General features: G+C 61.0%; 15 protein-coding genes. 7 read left to right on the forward strand and 8 right to left on the reverse strand.

The genetic code is table 11. The features are described from left to right. Positions 1-78: 78 nt before the first annotated feature. The 3 genes from ACVCMJ_RS15415 to ACVCMJ_RS15425 are packed head-to-tail and all read left to right on the forward strand — an operon-like array spanning position 79 to position 2,712. Complete coding sequence (locus ACVCMJ_RS15415; RefSeq protein WP_447082274.1) at positions 79-1,125, forward strand: ABC transporter substrate-binding protein; 1,047 nt, start codon at positions 79-81, stop codon at positions 1,123-1,125. Continuing rightward, entirely contained in the window at positions 1,118-1,927 is an 810-nt protein-coding gene (locus ACVCMJ_RS15420; protein ID WP_447082275.1) for an ABC transporter ATP-binding protein, read from the forward strand. Before ACVCMJ_RS15415 ends, ACVCMJ_RS15420 begins: the two co-directional genes overlap by 8 nt. Then, entirely contained in the window at positions 1,924-2,712 is a 789-nt protein-coding gene (locus ACVCMJ_RS15425) for an ABC transporter permease (protein ID WP_447082276.1), read from the forward strand. Before ACVCMJ_RS15420 ends, ACVCMJ_RS15425 begins: the two co-directional genes overlap by 4 nt. 6 nt (positions 2,713-2,718) lie before the next feature. On the opposite strand, the gene tal is transcribed toward ACVCMJ_RS15425, so the two are convergent. Continuing rightward, the gene (tal, locus tag ACVCMJ_RS15430; RefSeq protein ID WP_447082277.1) at positions 2,719-3,672 is read right to left on the reverse strand and encodes a transaldolase; all 954 of its coding nucleotides are present in this window, start codon (positions 3,670-3,672) and stop codon (positions 2,719-2,721) included. A 224-nt stretch (positions 3,673-3,896) separates the two neighbouring features. Here tal and carA point away from each other — a divergent pair, with 224 nt between their 5' ends. The 4 genes from carA (at position 3,897) to ACVCMJ_RS15450 (ending at position 10,699) form a co-directional block, all read left to right on the forward strand. Next, on the forward strand, positions 3,897-5,066 hold the full coding sequence (gene carA, locus ACVCMJ_RS15435) for a glutamine-hydrolyzing carbamoyl-phosphate synthase small subunit (protein WP_447082613.1): 1,170 nt from the start codon (positions 3,897-3,899) through the stop codon (positions 5,064-5,066). Between the two features lie 16 nt (positions 5,067-5,082). Beyond that, positions 5,083-8,325 carry a carbamoyl-phosphate synthase large subunit gene (gene carB, locus ACVCMJ_RS15440; RefSeq protein WP_447082278.1) on the forward strand — a complete coding sequence of 1,081 codons (3,243 nt, stop codon included), beginning with the start codon at positions 5,083-5,085 and terminating at the stop codon, positions 8,323-8,325. A 6-nt stretch (positions 8,326-8,331) separates the two neighbouring features. After that, on the forward strand, positions 8,332-9,177 hold the full coding sequence (locus ACVCMJ_RS15445; protein WP_447082279.1) for an SDR family oxidoreductase: 846 nt from the start codon (positions 8,332-8,334) through the stop codon (positions 9,175-9,177). A gap of 163 nt (positions 9,178-9,340) precedes the next feature. Then, positions 9,341-10,699: a solute carrier family 23 protein gene (locus ACVCMJ_RS15450; protein WP_447082280.1), complete on the forward strand. Its 1,359-nt coding sequence runs from the start codon at positions 9,341-9,343 to the stop codon at positions 10,697-10,699. Here ACVCMJ_RS15450 and ACVCMJ_RS15455 read toward each other — a convergent pair. From ACVCMJ_RS15455 to ACVCMJ_RS15485, 7 genes are all read right to left on the reverse strand, one after another. After that, entirely contained in the window at positions 10,676-11,116 is a 441-nt protein-coding gene (locus ACVCMJ_RS15455) for a LysR family substrate-binding domain-containing protein (RefSeq protein ID WP_447082281.1), read from the reverse strand. The two genes, ACVCMJ_RS15450 and ACVCMJ_RS15455, sit on opposite strands and share 24 nt — an antisense overlap. A 248-nt stretch (positions 11,117-11,364) precedes the next feature. Continuing rightward, complete coding sequence (locus tag ACVCMJ_RS15460) at positions 11,365-12,147, reverse strand: aldolase (protein ID WP_447082614.1); 783 nt, start codon at positions 12,145-12,147, stop codon at positions 11,365-11,367. A 135-nt stretch (positions 12,148-12,282) separates the two neighbouring features. Further along, entirely contained in the window at positions 12,283-13,749 is a 1,467-nt protein-coding gene (locus ACVCMJ_RS15465) for an aldehyde dehydrogenase family protein (RefSeq protein WP_447082282.1), read from the reverse strand. A 97-nt stretch (positions 13,750-13,846) separates the two neighbouring features. Further along, complete coding sequence (locus ACVCMJ_RS15470; RefSeq protein ID WP_447082615.1) at positions 13,847-14,569, reverse strand: ABC transporter ATP-binding protein; 723 nt, start codon at positions 14,567-14,569, stop codon at positions 13,847-13,849. Beyond that, positions 14,563-15,312 carry an ABC transporter ATP-binding protein gene (locus tag ACVCMJ_RS15475; protein ID WP_447082283.1) on the reverse strand — a complete coding sequence of 250 codons (750 nt, stop codon included), beginning with the start codon at positions 15,310-15,312 and terminating at the stop codon, positions 14,563-14,565. The genes ACVCMJ_RS15470 and ACVCMJ_RS15475 overlap by 7 nt, the downstream gene beginning before the upstream one ends. Further along, on the reverse strand, positions 15,309-16,259 hold the full coding sequence (locus tag ACVCMJ_RS15480; protein WP_447082284.1) for a branched-chain amino acid ABC transporter permease: 951 nt from the start codon (positions 16,257-16,259) through the stop codon (positions 15,309-15,311). Before ACVCMJ_RS15480 ends, ACVCMJ_RS15475 begins: the two co-directional genes overlap by 4 nt. Then, the gene (locus ACVCMJ_RS15485; RefSeq protein WP_447082285.1) at positions 16,256-17,125 is read right to left on the reverse strand and encodes a branched-chain amino acid ABC transporter permease; all 870 of its coding nucleotides are present in this window, start codon (positions 17,123-17,125) and stop codon (positions 16,256-16,258) included. Before ACVCMJ_RS15485 ends, ACVCMJ_RS15480 begins: the two co-directional genes overlap by 4 nt. Positions 17,126-17,212 lie beyond the last annotated feature (87 nt).

Below are 17,212 nucleotides of genomic sequence, written 5' to 3' on the forward strand. Positions count from 1 at the left end.
TCGTTGAATTTTGCTGGTCTGGCCGGCGTGCGGGTTATTATTCAGAGCTCAGACAACGAATTCTGCGGAGACAGCACCATGCCCATTTCCCGTCGTGAACTCTTGAAGACCGCCGGCGCCGCCGGGCTGGCCGGAATGCTGCCGGTAGCGGCGCGCGCCCAGGCCGTCAAGCCGGAAAAGCCGTCGCTGACGATCGCGGTGGGCGGGCAGGCGCTGATCTATTACCTGCCGCTTTCCGTGGCGCACCTGAAGGGCTACTTCAAGGACGAAGGCCTGAATGTGACCATTGCCGACTTTGCCGGCGGCTCCAAGGCCTTGCAGGCGGTCGTGGGTGGCAGTGCGGACGTGGTGTCGGGGGCCTTCGAGCACACCATCAACCTGCAGGCGAAAGGTCAGTTCTACCGCTGTTTCGCCCTGCAGGGCCGAGCGCCCATGATCGTGCTGGGCGTTTCCAAAAAAACAATGCCCGACTACAAGTCGCCGGCTGACCTGAAGGGCAAGAAGATCGGCGTTACGGCGCCGGGTTCGTCCACGAACATGATGGCCAGCTTCTTCCTGGCGCAGCATGGTCTCAAGCCCACCGATGTGTCTTATGTGGGCGTGGGTGCGGGCGCGGGTGCCGTCACGGCCATCCGCTCGGGGCAGGTCGATGCCATGTCCAATCTGGACCCCGTGACCAGCACGCTGGTCAAGGATGATGCGCTACGCATCATCGCCGACACGCGCACGCTGAAGGATTCCCAAGCCATTTTCGGCGGCAACATGCCGGCGGGTTGCCTGTACGCCTCGCAGTCGTTCATCGATGCCAATCCTTTGACGACACAGGCGTTGGCCAACGCCATCGTGCGTGCCGACAAATGGATCCAGTCGGTCACCCCGGACGAGATTGCGAAGCTGGTTCCCGAGTCCTACCTGCTGGGCGATCCGGAACTGTACAAACTGGCGCTGAAGGGCAACCGCGAGGCCCTGTCGCCCGACGGCATGGTGCCCGAGGACGGCCCGCAGACCGCGCTGAATGCGCTGGCGGAATATGTGCCGCATTTCGACCGGACCAAGATCGACATTTCGCGCATCTGGACCAATCAGTTCGCCATCAAGGCCAACCAGAAATATCCCCATGCCTGAGGCGGCGCTGCTGTTGGACCGTGTGACCTGCACGTTCGCCTCGCCCGACGGCGGGGCGTACACGGCCATGCGGGATGCCACCGTCGCGGTGGCGCCGGGCGAGTTCGTGTCGGTGGTGGGGCCGACGGGCTGCGGCAAATCCACCTTGCTCAACATGGCCGCGGGCCTTCTCCAGCCGACGGCGGGCACTGTGGACGTCTTCGGCGAGCTGCTGCGCGGCGTCAACGCCCGTGCCGGCTACATGTTTCAGGGCGAAGCCCTGATGCCGTGGCGCAACGCCCTGGCCAATGTCGCGGCCGGCCTGGAATTCGCGGGGGTGGCGCCGGCCGAGGCCTCCGACCGAGGCCGCGAGTGGCTGCGCCGCGTCGGGCTGGGGGGATTCGAGAACCGCTATCCGCACCAGATGTCCGGCGGCATGCGAAAGCGCACCATGCTGGCGCAGACGCTCATCCGCGATCCGGACATCATCCTGATGGATGAACCGTTTTCGGCACTCGACATCCAGACGCGCCAGTTGATGGAGAACGAAGTCCTGGACCTCTGGATGGCGCGCCGCAAGGCGGTGCTGTTCATCACGCACGACCTGGACGAAGCGATTGCCATGAGTGATCGCGTCGTCGTGTTGTCGGCGGGCCCCGATACGCACCCCATCGGTGAATTCCACATCGACATTCCGCGTCCACGTAACGTCGCAGAGATCCGCATGGAACCCCGCTTCGTGGAGCTGCATCGGGCGATCTGGGAGGTATTGCGCGACGAGGTCCTCAAAGGCTACGAGCGGCAGCTCGGGGCATCCTCATGACGGGCGGACTCTCCAGACCGGTGCTGCGCGTGCTGCAGGTCGCGCTGCTCGTCCTGATCCTGGTGGTTTGGTGGTGGGCGTCGCTGAACCGCAACATCGCGTTCTTCTTTGGTCAACCGATCGAAGTGGCCAAGGTCATCTGGGCGTGGTTCGTGACCGACGCCAGCATTTACCGCCACCTCTGGATCACCCTGACCGAAACGGTCCTGGCCTTTATCATCGGGACCGTGGGTGGCCTGGCCTTCGGCCTGTGGCTGGGATTGTCGCGCAGTGCCAGTGCGTTGCTGGAGCCCTACGTCACGGCGGCCAACTCGATGCCCCGGGTCATCCTGGCCCCCATTTTTGCCATGTGGTTCGGCTTGGGCATCTGGTCCAAGGTCGCGCTGGCGGTCACGCTGGTGTTCTTCATTGTGTTCTTCAACGTCTACCGGGGCGTGCGCGAGGTCAGCGCCACACTGCTGGACAACGCCCGCATGCTGGGCGCCACGCAGCGCCAGTTGCTGCGCCACGTTTACATTCCGTCGGCCACGAGCTGGGTGTTCTCCAGCCTGCACACCTCGGTGGGGCTGGCTTTCGTGGGCGCAGTGGTGGGTGAGTACCTGGGGTCAGCGGCGGGCGTAGGGTATCTGATCCTGCAGGCTGAGGGTACGCTGGATGTCAATACCGTCTTTGCCGGGATCGTGGTCCTGACGATCTTCGCGCTGCTGCTCGATGGGCTCGTATCGCTGGCCGAGCGGCGGCTGCTGGTCTGGCAACCCGGTCAGGGGGTGACCGACAAGACCTGATTGCGTTCAGCCGGCCTGCGCCATCAGCGCATCCAGTTTCTGGGCATCGGCTGTGAAGATCCGGATGCCCTCGGCCAGCTTTTCCGTGGCCATGGCATCCAGGTTCAACTGGGTGCGGAAGGCGACCTCGTGACTTGCCTCACGTTCGGGCGCGTGTTCCTTCGCTGTCGCCACCGTCAGCGCGGCCGGCAGAGGGTCGTTCGATGACGCCAGCTCGCCCAGCAGCGTGGGGCTGATGGTCAACAGATCGCAACCGGCCAGTGCGCGGATCTGGCCGATGTTGCGAAAGCTCGCACCCATGATCTGGGTCGGGATGTCGTAAGCCTTGAAGTATTGGTAGATGCGGGCGACGGACTGTACGCCGGGATCTGCTGATCCCGCGTGGGCCGACTCGTCCCAGCCGGCGCCGGCGGCCTTTTTGTGCCAGTCGTAGATTCGGCCCACGAAGGGAGAGACCAATCGCACGCCGGCCTGGGCGCAGGCGATGGCCTGTATGAGCGAAAACAGCAGCGTCATGTTGCACTGGATGGCCTCGGCCTGCAGCACACGGGCGGCCTGGATGCCCTCCCAGGTCGATGCCAGCTTGATCAGCACGCGCTCCCGATCGATGCCTTGGGACTCGTAGAGCGCGATGATCTGGCGCGCCCGTTCGATGCTGGCCTGGGCGTCGAACGAGAGCCGCGCATCCACTTCCGTGGAAACGCGCCCCGGCACGATATCCAGAATGCGGCAGCCGAAGGCGACCAGCAGCCGGTCCACCTGCTCGGCGAGCGGGGCTGACGGGTGGTCGCGCCCGACCTGCTCCAGCAACGGACGGTAGGCATCCTGCTGTACGGCCTTGAGGATCAGCGACGGATTGGTTGTCGCGTCGGTCGGCCGGTAGGTCAGCATGGCGTCGAAGTCGCCCGTATCGGCCACCACGGTGGTCAGGGTCTTGAGAGCGTCCAGTTGATTGCTCATGGCATCAGGCGAGGCGGAAGGTCACAAAGGACTTACTGTAGACCATTTCGCGGTGATTGTCGGTCGAGCGGGCGGGGCGGCGGGAGAGCCGGCCCGCTTGCAGGTGGCGGATGGCACCGGCGTGCCCGCCTCTGCGTATTCCGCCCGCTCCCGACCGGAGGAAGACGCAGCGTCCGCTGTATAATAGGAAGGTTTAATTGTTGACTTTACAACCGGGGTTTACTTTGCTGCCGTCAATCTTTCCAGTGGGTCCTTACGGCCACGTTCCAGCAATTCTCGCCTTGGCTGACGGTACGGTATTCAAGGGCATTTCCATTGGTGCGGAAGGCATCAGCATCGCCGAAATCGTGTTCAACACCGCGATGACCGGCTACCAGGAAATCCTCACCGACCCTAGCTACAACGGCCAGATCGTCACGCTGACCTATCCACATATCGGCAACACCGGCGTCAACGCCGAGGACGTCGAATCCAGCCGCGTCCAGGCTGCCGGCCTGGTCGTTCGCGACTGTCCCGCTTACGTCTCCAACTTCCGGGCTCACCAGTCGCTGCCCGACTATCTGAAATCCCAGGGCATTGTGGCGATCAGCGGCGTGGACACCCGCAAGCTGACCCGCATCCTGCGCGACCGCGGCGCCCAAGGCGCCTGCATTCTGGTGGGCGAGGACAGTGCGCGCGCCGTCGAGTTCGCTCGCGGTTACAGCGGAATGGACGGTCAGGATCTGGCCCAGAAGGTTTCGACCAGCAAGGCCGAGTCCTGGACGGACGGGACGTGGCAGCTGGGCGAGGGTTTCCGGCGTCCGGGCCAGGCCCGCTTCCATGTGGTTGCCTACGACTACGGGATCAAGTCCAACATCCTTCGCCTGCTGGCGGACCGCGGCTGCCATATCACGCTGGTGCCCGCCACCATGCCGGTCGCCGACATCCTGGCCAAGAACCCCGACGGCATCTTTCTGTCGAACGGTCCCGGGGACCCGGCGGCCTGCAGCTACGCCATCGATACCTGCCGCGAGGTGCTGGAACGCCGTATCCCCATGTTCGGCATCTGCCTGGGTCAGCAGATCCTGGGGCTGACGCTGGGTGGGCGCACGATCAAGATGAAGGCCGGGCACCATGGTGCCAACCACCCGGTCCAGGAAGTCGCCACGGGCCGCGTGTTCATCACCAGCCAGAATCACGGCTTCACCGTGGATGCCGGCAAGCTGCCCGCCAACGCACGGGTGACGCACGTGTCGCTGTTTGACGGCACCCTCCAGGGTTTCGAGCTGACGGATCGACCGGCGTTCTGCTTCCAGGGCCACCCCGAGGCCAGTCCCGGGCCCCATGACATCCTGGTGCTCTTCGACAAATTCATCGACCTGATGGCGCAGCATCAGGCCCGGTCACCCAAATAAAGAATACAGCTTCCTCATGCCCAAGCGTTCAGACATCAAAAGCATCCTCATCATCGGCGCAGGCCCCATCGTCATCGGCCAGGCTTGCGAATTCGACTATTCCGGCGCTCAGGCCTGCAAGGCCCTGAAGGGCGACGGTTACCGCGTCATTCTGGTGAACAGCAATCCGGCCACCATCATGACGGACCCCGAGACGGCCGACGTGACCTACATCGAGCCTATCACCTGGCAGGCGCTGGAAAAAATCATCGAGATCGAGCGGCCCGATGCCGTGCTCCCGACCATGGGCGGGCAGACGGCACTCAACACGGCATTGGATCTGGATCGCCATGGTGTCCTGAAAAAGTTCAACGTCGAATTGATCGGTGCCAACGCGCATGCCATCGAAAAGGCCGAAGACCGCCTGAAGTTCAAGGAGGCCATGACCTCCATCGGCCTGGAGTCGGCCAAGTCCGGCATCGCCCACACGCTGGACGAGGCCTGGGCGGTACAGAAAGAAATCGCCGTCTATACCGGGGGTTCGGGTTTCCCGGTCGTCATTCGCCCCAGTTTCACGCTGGGCGGCACGGGCGGCGGCATTGCCTACAACCCCGAGGAATTCGAATTCATCTGCAAGCGTGGCCTGGATCTGTCTCCGACCCACGAACTGCTGATCGAAGAGTCCATGCTCGGCTGGAAAGAGTTCGAGATGGAGGTCGTGCGTGACCGCGCCGACAATTGCATCATCGTGTGCGCCATCGAGAACCTGGATCCCATGGGGGTGCATACCGGTGATTCCATCACGGTGGCGCCCGCACAGACGCTGACCGACAAGGAATACCAGATCATGCGGGACGCCTCGATCGCGATCCTGCGCGAAGTCGGGGTCGAGACGGGCGGGTCGAACGTCCAGTTCGCCGTCAATCCCAAGAACGGCCGCATGATCGTGATCGAAATGAACCCGCGTGTGTCGCGTTCGTCGGCGCTCGCCTCCAAGGCGACGGGGTTCCCGATTGCCAAGGTCGCGGCTCGGCTGGCGGTGGGCTACACGCTTGACGAGCTGCGCAACGAAATCACGGGCGGCGCAACGCCCGCCTCGTTCGAGCCCACGCTGGACTACGTGATCGTCAAGGTCCCCCGTTTCACGTTCGAGAAATTCCCGCAGGCCGATGCCCGCCTGACGACCCAGATGAAATCGGTGGGCGAGGTCATGGCGATCGGCCGCAGCTTCCAGGAAGCTTTCCAGAAAGCCTTGCGCGGCCTGGAGGTCGGCGTGGACGGCCTGAACCAGAAGACCACCGACCGCGAGCGGTTGCAGGTGGAGCTGGGCGAACCCGGTCCGGAACGCATCTGGTACGTGGGCGATGCCTTTGCCCAGGGTTTCAGCCTCGAAGAGGTCCACAACCTCACCAGTATCGATCCGTGGTTCCTGGCCCAGATCAAGGAAATCGTCGATATCGAACTCGCCCTGGAGCAGCGCACGCTGACCGAACTCGACGACGAAACCATGCGCGGGCTGAAACGCCGCGGCTTCTCCGATCGGCGCCTGGCGTTCCTGCTCGACACGACTGAATCCGAGGTCCGCAAGCTGCGCCATCAGATGAATGTGCGGCCGGTCTACAAGCGTGTGGACACCTGCGCGGCCGAATTCGCGACCACCACCGCCTACCTGTATTCGACCTACGAGGACGAGGACGAGGCCGATCCCACCGACCGCAAGAAAATCATTGTGCTGGGGGGTGGTCCCAACCGAATCGGTCAGGGTATTGAATTCGACTACTGCTGCGTGCACGCCGCGTTTGCGCTGCGCGACGACGGGTTCGAGACCATCATGGTCAACTGCAATCCCGAGACCGTGTCCACCGACTACGATACGTCGGACCGGCTGTATTTCGAGCCGCTGACGCTCGAAGATGTGCTGGAGATCGTCCACAAGGAAAACCCCGTCGGCGTCATCGTGCAGTTCGGCGGCCAGACGCCGCTGAAGCTCGCCCGCGCCCTGGAGGCCAATGGGGTGCCCATCATCGGCACCAGCCCGGACTCCATCGACGTCGCGGAGGATCGCGAACGCTTCCAGAAGCTGCTCACCAAGCTGGGGCTGCGCCAGCCGTCGAACCGCACGGCCCGCACCGAAAGCGAAGCCCTGGCCCTGGCGGGCGAGATCGGGTATCCGCTGGTCGTGCGCCCCAGCTATGTGCTGGGCGGCCGCGCCATGGAAATCGTGCACGAGCCGCAGGACTTGGAGCGCTACATGCGCGAAGCGGTCAAGGTCAGCAACGACTCTCCGGTGCTGCTGGATCGCTTCTTGAACCACGCCACCGAAATCGATGTGGATTGCCTGGCCGACGGCGAGCAGGTGCTGATCGGCGGGGTGATGGAACACATCGAACAGGCGGGCGTGCACTCCGGCGACTCGGCCTGCAGCCTGCCTCCGTATTCGCTGTCGCCCGCGATCGTGGACGAGATCAAGCGCCAGACCACGCTGATGGCCAAGGCCCTGAACGTGAAGGGCCTGATGAACGTGCAGTTTGCGGTCCAGGACGGCGACGTGTACGTGCTGGAAGTCAATCCTCGCGCCTCGCGGACTGTGCCGTATGTCTCGAAGGCGACCGGCAAGCCGCTCGCCAAGATCGCGGCCCGCATCATGGCGGGCGATTCGCTGGCAGCTCAGGGCGTGGCCTCCATTCCCAGTCCCGGACATTATTGCGTCAAGGAGGCCGTCTTCCCGTTCGTGAAGTTCCCGGGCGTGGACACCATCCTGGGTCCGGAGATGAAGTCGACCGGCGAGGTCATGGGTGTGGGCGAGTCCTTTGGCGAGGCCTTCGTCAAATCGCAGATTGCGGCGGGGGTGAACCTGCCCGAGTCCGGGCAGGTCTTCATCAGCGTGCGCGACCAGGACAAGCCGCGTGCGGTTGAAGTGGCGCGCGGCTTGATCAGCATGGGTTTCAAACTGATTGCCACGCGCGGGACGGCGGCAGCCATCGAGGCGTCGGGCCTCGCGGTTGCGGTCGTCAACAAGGTCACCGAGGGCCGTCCCAACATCGTGGACATGATCAAGAACGGCGAGATCGCGCTGGTCATCAACACGGTCGAGGAGCGGCGCAACGCCATTGCCGATTCGCGGGCCATTCGCACGCAGGCGCTGGCCAATAGGGTGGCCTTCTACACCACCATTGCGGGTGCCAGTGCGGCCGTCGAGGGGATGCAATATCTGCGTCATGGCAGCGGCCTCACGGTGTACTCGCTGCAGGCCATGCACGCTGCCGCGCAGGCTGCCTGAGCCGCCATGGCGGGCGCGGCCATCCCGTCCGTCGCTCCTGGCGGCTCCTCAACGGAGCCTCCTCCAAATCCTGCTTCTCCGCTCGCGGGGAGCAGGATTTTCATTACCGGCGCGACCAGCGGGATCGGCGAAGCCTTTGCCCGGTACTATGCGGTCCGGGGCGCCACGCTGGGGCTGGTGGGGCGCCGCGCCGGGATCCTCCAGTCACTGTCCGACCGGCTGCCGGGCGACGGGCATCGCTCCTACGCCCTGGACGTCCGGGACGCGGTTGCCTTGCGGGCGGCCGCAGAGGACTTCCTGGAGGCGGGACCGGTGGACGTCGTCATCGCCAGTGCCGGCATCAGCGTCGGCACGCTGACCACCGAGTCCGACGATCACGCCGCTTTTCAGGCAGTCTTCGACACCAATGTGGTCGGAACCGAGGCTACCTTCGCGCCGTTTGCAGCCGCCATGCAGGCGCGCGGGCAAGGAACGCTGGTCGGCATCGCCAGCGTCGCCGGCGTACGCGGACTGCCGGGGGCCGGCGCCTATTGTGCCTCCAAGGCGGCCGTGCGGTTGTACTGTGAAAGTCTGCGGGTGGAGTTGCGGGGGACGGGCGTGCGGGTGGTCACGCTGGCGCCCGGTTTCATCGCCACTCCCATGACCGCCGGCAACCCGTACCGCATGCCGTTTCTCATGCCGGTGGATCGCTTCGTCGAGCGCGCTGCGCGCGCGATTGCGTCGGGCGACCGCTATCGCGTGATTCCCTGGCCCATGGCCTGGCTGGCCAGACTGCTTCAGTGCGTGCCGCGTCCGCTCTTCGATGCCGTGGCAGCCCGGCGCGAGCGCAAGCCGCGCCAGGTTTCACCATGATTCACGCGTTTCCGGAGTCGCGTGGACGGAATCCGTGAGGCGCGGTCGCAGGCCGCTGCTCCATGCGGAAACAAGTCGCCGTAAACTGTCGCGAAACTTTTGTTGCGCCTTCTTCAATACCCATTTTCTTAACCCCTTGTGAACGGCTTCGAGCCGTCCTTCGATGAACACATCCTATTTCCCCCGCTGGCGGCTGGTCTCCGGCACGACGGAAGATGCCGTCGTGCAACCCGATGAAACGATGCCGTTGCCGCAGACCGTCGCCATGGGCGCCCAGCACGTGGTCGCCATGTTCGGTTCCACCATCCTGGCTCCGCTGATCATGGGGTTCGACCCCAACATGGCCATCCTGATGTCGGGGGTCGGCACGCTGATCTTTTTCCTCTTCGTCGGCGGGCGGGTGCCCAGCTATCTGGGCTCCAGTTTTGCCTTCATCGGCGGCGTGGTCGCAGTCAGCGGCTACTCCGGCAGCGGTCCCAATCTGAATATCGGCGTTGCGCTGGGCGCGATCATCATCTGCGGGCTGATCTACACCGGTATTGGGGTGCTGACGGCGCTGGTAAATGCGTGGCAGGGTGGTGCGGCCGACTGGATCGACCATTGGATGCCGCCGGTAGTAACGGGCGCGGTCGTGGCCGTCATCGGCCTGAATCTGGCTCCTCTGGCCGCGAAGGGCGCCATGGGCGGCTCGCTGTTCGAATCCGGCATGGCCTTGCTCACCATTCTGTCGGTCGGCCTGGTGGCCGTCTACACTCGCGGACTGATTCAGAGGCTGCTCATTCTGGTGGGCCTCTTCTCGGCCTGCGTCATCTATGTGATTCTGACCAATGGGCTTGGGCTTGGCAAACCCATCGATTTCTCCGCCATCGCCGCCGCGCCGTGGCTGGGCCTGCCCAACATCACCCATCCTGTGTTCGAGTCGCATGCCATCAGCATCATTGCGCCGGTGGCCATCATCCTCGTGGCGGAAAACCTGGGCCACATCAAGGCGGTCAGCGCGATGACGGGGCAGAATCTGGATCGCTATCTGGGACGTGCCTTCATGGGCGATGGCGTCGCGACCATGATCTCTGGCTCCTTTGGCGGGACCGGCGTGACCACCTATGCCGAGAATATCGGCGTGATGACTGCCACCCGGATCTATTCCACGCTGGTGTTCGTGGTGGCCGCTCTGGTGGCCCTGGTCCTGGGCTTCTCGCCCAAATTCGGTGCCGTCATCCATGCCATCCCCGGCCCCGTGCTGGGCGGCATGTCGGTCGTGGTGTTCGGCCTGATTGCGATTGCCGGGGCGCGCATCTGGGTGGTGAACCGGGTCGATTTCAGCGATAGCCGCAATCTCATTGTTGCCGCCGTTACTCTCGTCCTGGGTGCCGGCAATTTCTCCCTGACACTGGGTGATCTGAAGCTGGATGGCATAGGCACCGCCACGTTCGGGGCGATCATTCTGCATGCCTTGCTGCGGGGGCGGAAGAAGCGGGTTGCCGTAGCGCAGCCCGCATCAGGGCTCGATGCCGAGGTTTGAAAGGATGCTGCGAACCAGCGAATTCTTGCTGGTCGTGCACCACGCCATCGCCGTTGTCACCACGCGAATGTCGTCGCTCAGATTCAGGACGGCGACATTCGCGGGGGCGAGCTTCTTGAGGCCGGATGGCACGAGGGCGATGCCTTGACCACAGCTTACAAAAGCGACCTGTGAAGCGACGGAGCGTACTACATGCAGGATGCGAGGTGAGAAGCCGCTAGCCCTGCATGCAGACGTGATGCTGTCGAAATAAACCGGGCTGACCCTGCGCGCGAACATGACGAAGTCTTCCTCCGCGAGATCACTCAGCTTTACCTGGTCCGAGTCAGCCAGTGGGTGTATTCGCGGTATTGCCACGGATAGCTGAACTTCGCCCGAGAGGTGGCGAGCCGGCTGGTCTTTTTTGACCGTGGCCACATCGTTGAGGAAGGTAATCCGGTGGAGATGCTGGAGACACCGAAGACCCAACGCGCGCGAGACTTTATTCAGAGCGTCCTGAGGTGATGTGACCGTGTGAGCGTTCTGGTGTGTGTTGTTTGAGCCGGCGCGCTGATCTCGAGTATCAGAGATTTGTGGGTATAGGTCTGTCGGGGAAACGCGGGCCAGTACGGTCTTGACACGGGCCCGCGTTTGTTCTGAGAGCGTGACGAGTGGACACTGTCGCTCTATCTGGAGGCGTTGTTACTGGCCAAGTCGACCTGGCGGCACCAATAGTCGAATGTTGCTTTGGTGTAGGTTGGGCTGAGCTGGTGATCATGTGATTCCTTGGCAAGGGACCCTGGAACCGGTTTCACTTCACCGTATACACGGGCCCTCAATTGCGTTTTTGCGGCCCGCTCAAGGAGTACCGCCAGATAGGTGGCCTCGGCGACCGTTTTTCCAGTAGTCAGGTAACCATGGTTTGCCAGGATGATCGATCGCTTGTCGCCGAGTGCCTCCGAAATGATCTGGCCCTCCTCGTCGCCATAAGGCAGGCCGGGCCACTCACCTAGAAATGCACAATCGTCGTAGAACGGGCACATATCCATCTGGGCCACTACGAGCGGCTGAACTGCGGCGACAAGCGCGGAAATCCACGGTGAGTGTGCATGAATGATGCACGAAACGTGAGGCCTATCCTTGTATACCCACAGGTGGAAGCGAGTAGCCGGGTTGCCCATCCCCTTGGTATTGACCGTGTGCATGTCGCCGTCAACCAGAAGAAAATCGTCCGAGTGGGCTTCCTCGAAACCCAGCCCGAAACGCAATGTCCAGTAATTTTTAGGGTTATCGGCCCTTCCGCTGATCTGCCCTGCAAGGCCTGCTTCGTGGCCCTTGAGGCCGATGATTCGGGCGGCGTATGCGAGTTCCGCCCGGAGTTCCCGCTTCACGCCGACCAGATTTTCAGACATCTCTTTGTCCGCTCGGGTCACAAAATATTCCTTTTCTCTCAAATCATTGGTAGACATCATGAGTCTCCTGCAGAAAAAATGATGGGGAACAGTATCGCTTTTGGGCGGCTTGCCTTGGCTCGCACCGCGGCGAGCCGGCGCAAAGGAGTGGGTGCCAAGGAGTAGGTGCCGTTGCATTGGAGTAGGGGAACGCTATTCGAAGCTGATCTCGATACTCTTCGTCTGGGAGTAACTATCGAGCAGGCTCTCCAGGGAAAATTCCCGACCGATGCCGCTCTGCTTGTATCCTCCAAAGGGTGTACCTACCCTGGGGCCATGCCCGCTGTTGATTTGGACCCAGCCGGCGTCGAGATTATTGGCGACCCTCAGGGCGGTGCTGATGTCCTTGGTCCATACGAAGGCGGATAGCCCGTAGGGGGTACTATTCGCCGCTTCTATGACTTCGTTCTCGTCGTCCCACCTGACAATTGGCATGACCGGACCGAATATTTCCTGATTGAGGAGCGGGGAGTCATTACGCTCGCACGCGAATAGAGTCGGTCGAACATAGTAGCCTTCCGAGAAGGGACCATCCTCTGTCGTCAAACCGCCACACAGGAGCTGCATCTTGTTATCGCTTGCTCCAAGCTTTATGAAATCAAGGACCTTTTCAAACTGTCTGCTGTTATTGATAGCGCCCATGTAGGTGTTTTCGTCGAGTGGATCGCCGACGCTGAGTGCGTTGACCTTGCCTACCAGCCGGTCGACAAAGGAGTCGTATATGGCGCTATGTACGAAGAGCCGCTCCCCGGAGGAGCAGGACTGTCCCTGGCGGCTGAACCTGATGGCTTCAATCACGCCATCCGCCACCTTGTCGGAATCGGAATCCGGAAATACGATTTGCGGACTCTTGCCACCCAGTTCCAGTGAGACAGGAACTATCCTGTTCGCAGCCGAGTGCATGATCAACTTCCCAGTCTCGGTAGAGCCTGTAAACGCAATTTTGTTTACGAGGGGATGATCGGCGAGGGGACGGCCGCACTCTTCTCCGTATCCGGTGATGATATTGACCACGCCGGCCGGGATGAATTGCTCAAAAGCTTGGCACAGGGCCAGCGTGCCCAGTGGAGCGTCTTCCGGGGCCTTCAGCACAATCGTATTCCCCGCAGCCAGTGCCGGTGCAATCTTTACGGCACTGAGGACCATGGGATCATTGAAGGGCACAATGGCACCGACTACACCGTATGGCTCCCTCTGGGTGTACAGAAGTACGTCGTTGTCGACGGGATGAGTGGTGCCTTTGAGTTCGGACACCAGTCCGGCAAAATATCGATATATGTCCGCTGCACTGCGTATTTCTCGTCTCGATTGGGTGCGGATCGCACTACCCGTCTCGGAGGAATTGATTCGCGCAAAGTCTTCGAAATTTTCTTCGATGTAGTCGGCGATCTTGAATAGCGCCGCACCGCGCTCCTTTGACGGGACACGGCGCCATTTTCTAAACGCGGTGGCAGCCGCGTTCACCGCGATGTCCACGTCCTCGCCATTGGCCCGTGGCACTCGCGCCAGTACGGATCCCCTGTGCGCCGGGTTTTCGATGTCGATGGTTTTTTGCGTGACGCTCTCGACCCACTTTCCGTCAACGAACATCTTCCTGTGAGGCGCCGTCAGATTTTCCATATGAGCTCCATGTTTGATCGGTATCTATAAAGCGAAACTTAGTTGTGTGCGGGTGCGGGAAGGCCAGATCTTATTGGTTGGTGCAGGATGCGGGAGGTCACTGCTTCTTCCGTTCTTCGTTCACCACACCAGCCAGTTGTCGCAGGCGTGCTTCATCAGCCTCGAGTTCCGCCACGGTGCCGGCGTAGGTGAGCCGGCCCGTATCCAGCACGTAGGCCCGGTCCGCCAGCCTGAGGGCAGCGCGTACGTTTTGTTCGATCAGCAGTATCGACGTACCCTGTTTCCTGACAGAATCGATGACGTCGAATACCTCGCGAACGACAAGAGGCGCCAGCCCTTGCGACGGTTCGTCGAGCAACAGCAGTCGTGGATTCAGCAGGAGGGCGCGCGAGATGGAGAGCATCTCCTGCTCACCACCGGATAGTTGGCCGCCCTTGCTGGCTTTTCGCTCTTCCAGCCGTGGGAACAGCCTGAATACTTCGGCTATGTTCCAAGGGCCCGACTTGTCTATCGGGACCATCAGATTCTCCAGAACGGTGAGGTTCGAGAAAACGCGCCGGCCTTCGGGTACGAAACCCACCCCCAAGCCCACGACACGGGTGGTACTGAATTGGGTCGCTTCTTGTTCGAAAAGGCGGATGGATCCACTGCGCACGGAGGCAAAACCCATCACACTGTGCAGTGTCGTGGATTTGCCCGCTCCATTCCGCCCCAAGAGCGCCACCAGCTCTCCCTCATCGAGACTCAATGACAGATCGTGGAGGATATGTGCCTTTCCGTAGTATGCGTTGACCTCGTTGAGTTCGAGTGCCTTCATGATTCTTTACCCAGGTAGGCGGCCTGAACAGCCGAGTTTTCGGAAATTTCGTCAGGACTGCCCAGCGCCAGAACTTTTCCTTCCACCAGGACCAGGATTCTGTCGGCCAGGCCGAAGACAATATCCATATCGTGCTCAATGAGCATGATGGTGATTTTTGTTTCGCGGCGCAGCCTCCGTATGACATCGGATATCAAGTCCGTCTCGGCGACTGCCATTCCGGCAGTGGGCTCATCCAGAAGCAACAGGTCAGGGTTGCGGGCGACCGCCATCATGATCTCCGTGACTCGTTGGTCGCTGAGCGACAACTCTCCTACGAGTCTGTGCGAGCTGTTCTGCAGGTCGCCGAGATCAATCAGCTTGTGCACGTTGAGCTCAACCTGTTCGGAAGCATCATGGGATAACCATAATCGGCGGTGTAGCCCCAGCGCTAACAGAACCGCTATGCGCAGATTTTCCTTGACCGAGATCTCCGGAAAGGTCTGGGAAGTCTGGAAGGTCCTTGCAATTCCGGCCTTCACGCGGTCCGGTGGCGACAACTGCGTGATATTAGATCCGCGGAACACAATATTCCCTGCGGAGGGTGGGAAGAATCCGCTGATCAGGTTGAAGAATGTCGTCTTTCCCGCACCGTTCGGGCCAATCACCGCAAGCGTCTCACCCTCCATGACTTCGGCGGACACGCTAGTGAGTGCATTGAGCCTTCCGAATGAGATGGATATGTCTTCCATGGACAAGATATTCATTTCTTTAGCCTCAATGACAGCGAACCCAAGATGCCCCGCGGGAAATAGAGGACGATGATCATGAACAGGATGCCGATCACGAACATCCAGTGTTCGGTATAGCTCGATATGATGTCCTGCAGCCCCACGAACAATAAGGCGCCCAGCAGTGGCCCCCAGAGAGACCGGATGCCGCCGAGTATGATCATCATCACGAAATCACCCGACATCGTCCAATGCAGGGCATGAGGATCGGCAAAGTTGTTCAGAAGGGCGTAGAGGCTTCCGGCGACGCTCATGAACAAGCTGGATATGATGAACGAAACCCATATGTATCGATTCACCGAGACGCCGAGAAACGAAGACCTCAGTTCATTTTCCCTGATTGCCAGCAGAATCCTTCCGAAGGGAGATTTGAGGAGCAAGCTGATTATGACTACGCTGATCACGAATATCGCCAAAGCGAAATAATATAGCGCTACCTCGCTATTGAATATTCGCAGCTGCATGCTTCCGATTCCGATGGGTGATCCGGACCAGTTCGTCAGACCATCATCGCCGCCGGTAACAGTATGCCATTGCATGGCGATGTAGTAGAAGATCTGGCCGAAGGCGATCGTGACCACCGCGAAATAGATCCCGCGCAACTGCTGGATCAATGCGCCAACGAGGACTCCCGCGAGTGTGCCCAGGAGGACTCCCAGAATGATCGCCAAAGGGGTGTTCGGAATAAAATATTTGAGAGCCATCGCGGTCCCGTATGCGCCAAGCCCGAAAAACGCGGCGTGGCCGAACGACACTACTCCGGTAAATCCGATCAGGAAATTCAGCGAAATCGCACCCAAGCCAAGAATGATGATGCGAGTGACCAAACCTATGTATATTCCGAACAGTGGCGCGAGGTAGGGCAGGCCAATCAGAACCGCCAGGAGAGACACCAGAAGAATGGACTTTGCGGGGCGGTTCACAGCAGTATCTCCTTTTGACCGAACAGCCCTCTAGGGCGGAATAGCAGGACGATCACCATCATCAGGTAGATCACCAGTTCCGCCGCTGATGGGAAAAACATTCCGACGATGCCGGCCGCAACTCCGATCAATAAGCCTCCGATCACTGTGCCGATGAGGCTTCCAATGCCGCCCACGATGATTGCAACGAAGCTGGGCATGATGATCGATTCCCCCATGGCCGGTTGCAGACCGATGACTCCGGCTGCGAGGACACCCGCCACGCCCGCGAGGTAGACACCAATTCCGAAATTGAGATTGCGTAGGATCCTGACGTTCACCCCCGAGGCCGCCACCATGTTGAGATCCAGCGTTCCGGCACGAATCCGGATGCCAAGACGCGAGTGATAGAGCGTGGAAAACAGTATTCCGACCGCAACGACCATCACTACGATCATCAGCACCCTATATCCCGTGACGAAGAAGTAGGTGTTGCTGATTGGCGCGGCCAGCCATTGGGGGATCCTGAAGGGCAGGCTCTGGGCTCCCCAGATGAATTGAGTGGCGTCCTGCAGGACGTACGCCAGCCCGAAGGTGAGCAACAGGCTGTAGAGCGGGTCTCGTCCATATAGCGGGCGGATGGCCACCGACTCGATGATCAGGCCGAGTATTGCCGTCAGTATTGGTGCGATCAGCAATGCCCCCCAAAAGCCCAGATACGGACTCATGGTATAGCCAAGATAAGCGCTCACCGCCAGGAATCCGCCATGCGCAAAATTGATCACCTTGGTCAGGTTGATGATCAGCGACAGCCCCAGTGCCATCAGCGCGTAGAAGGAACCAATCACCAATCCGTTCAGCGCGCTAAGCAGTAGTAGTTCGTTCACAGGTTCTGCCCTCCCGACAGAAATTGCATGCAACCCCGAAATTTCTCTGTCCATTCACGAGGGGACGTCCGGGGTGCAAAGGGTACT

The sequence above is a fragment of the Castellaniella sp. UC4447_H14 genome (genome assembly GCF_052978285.1).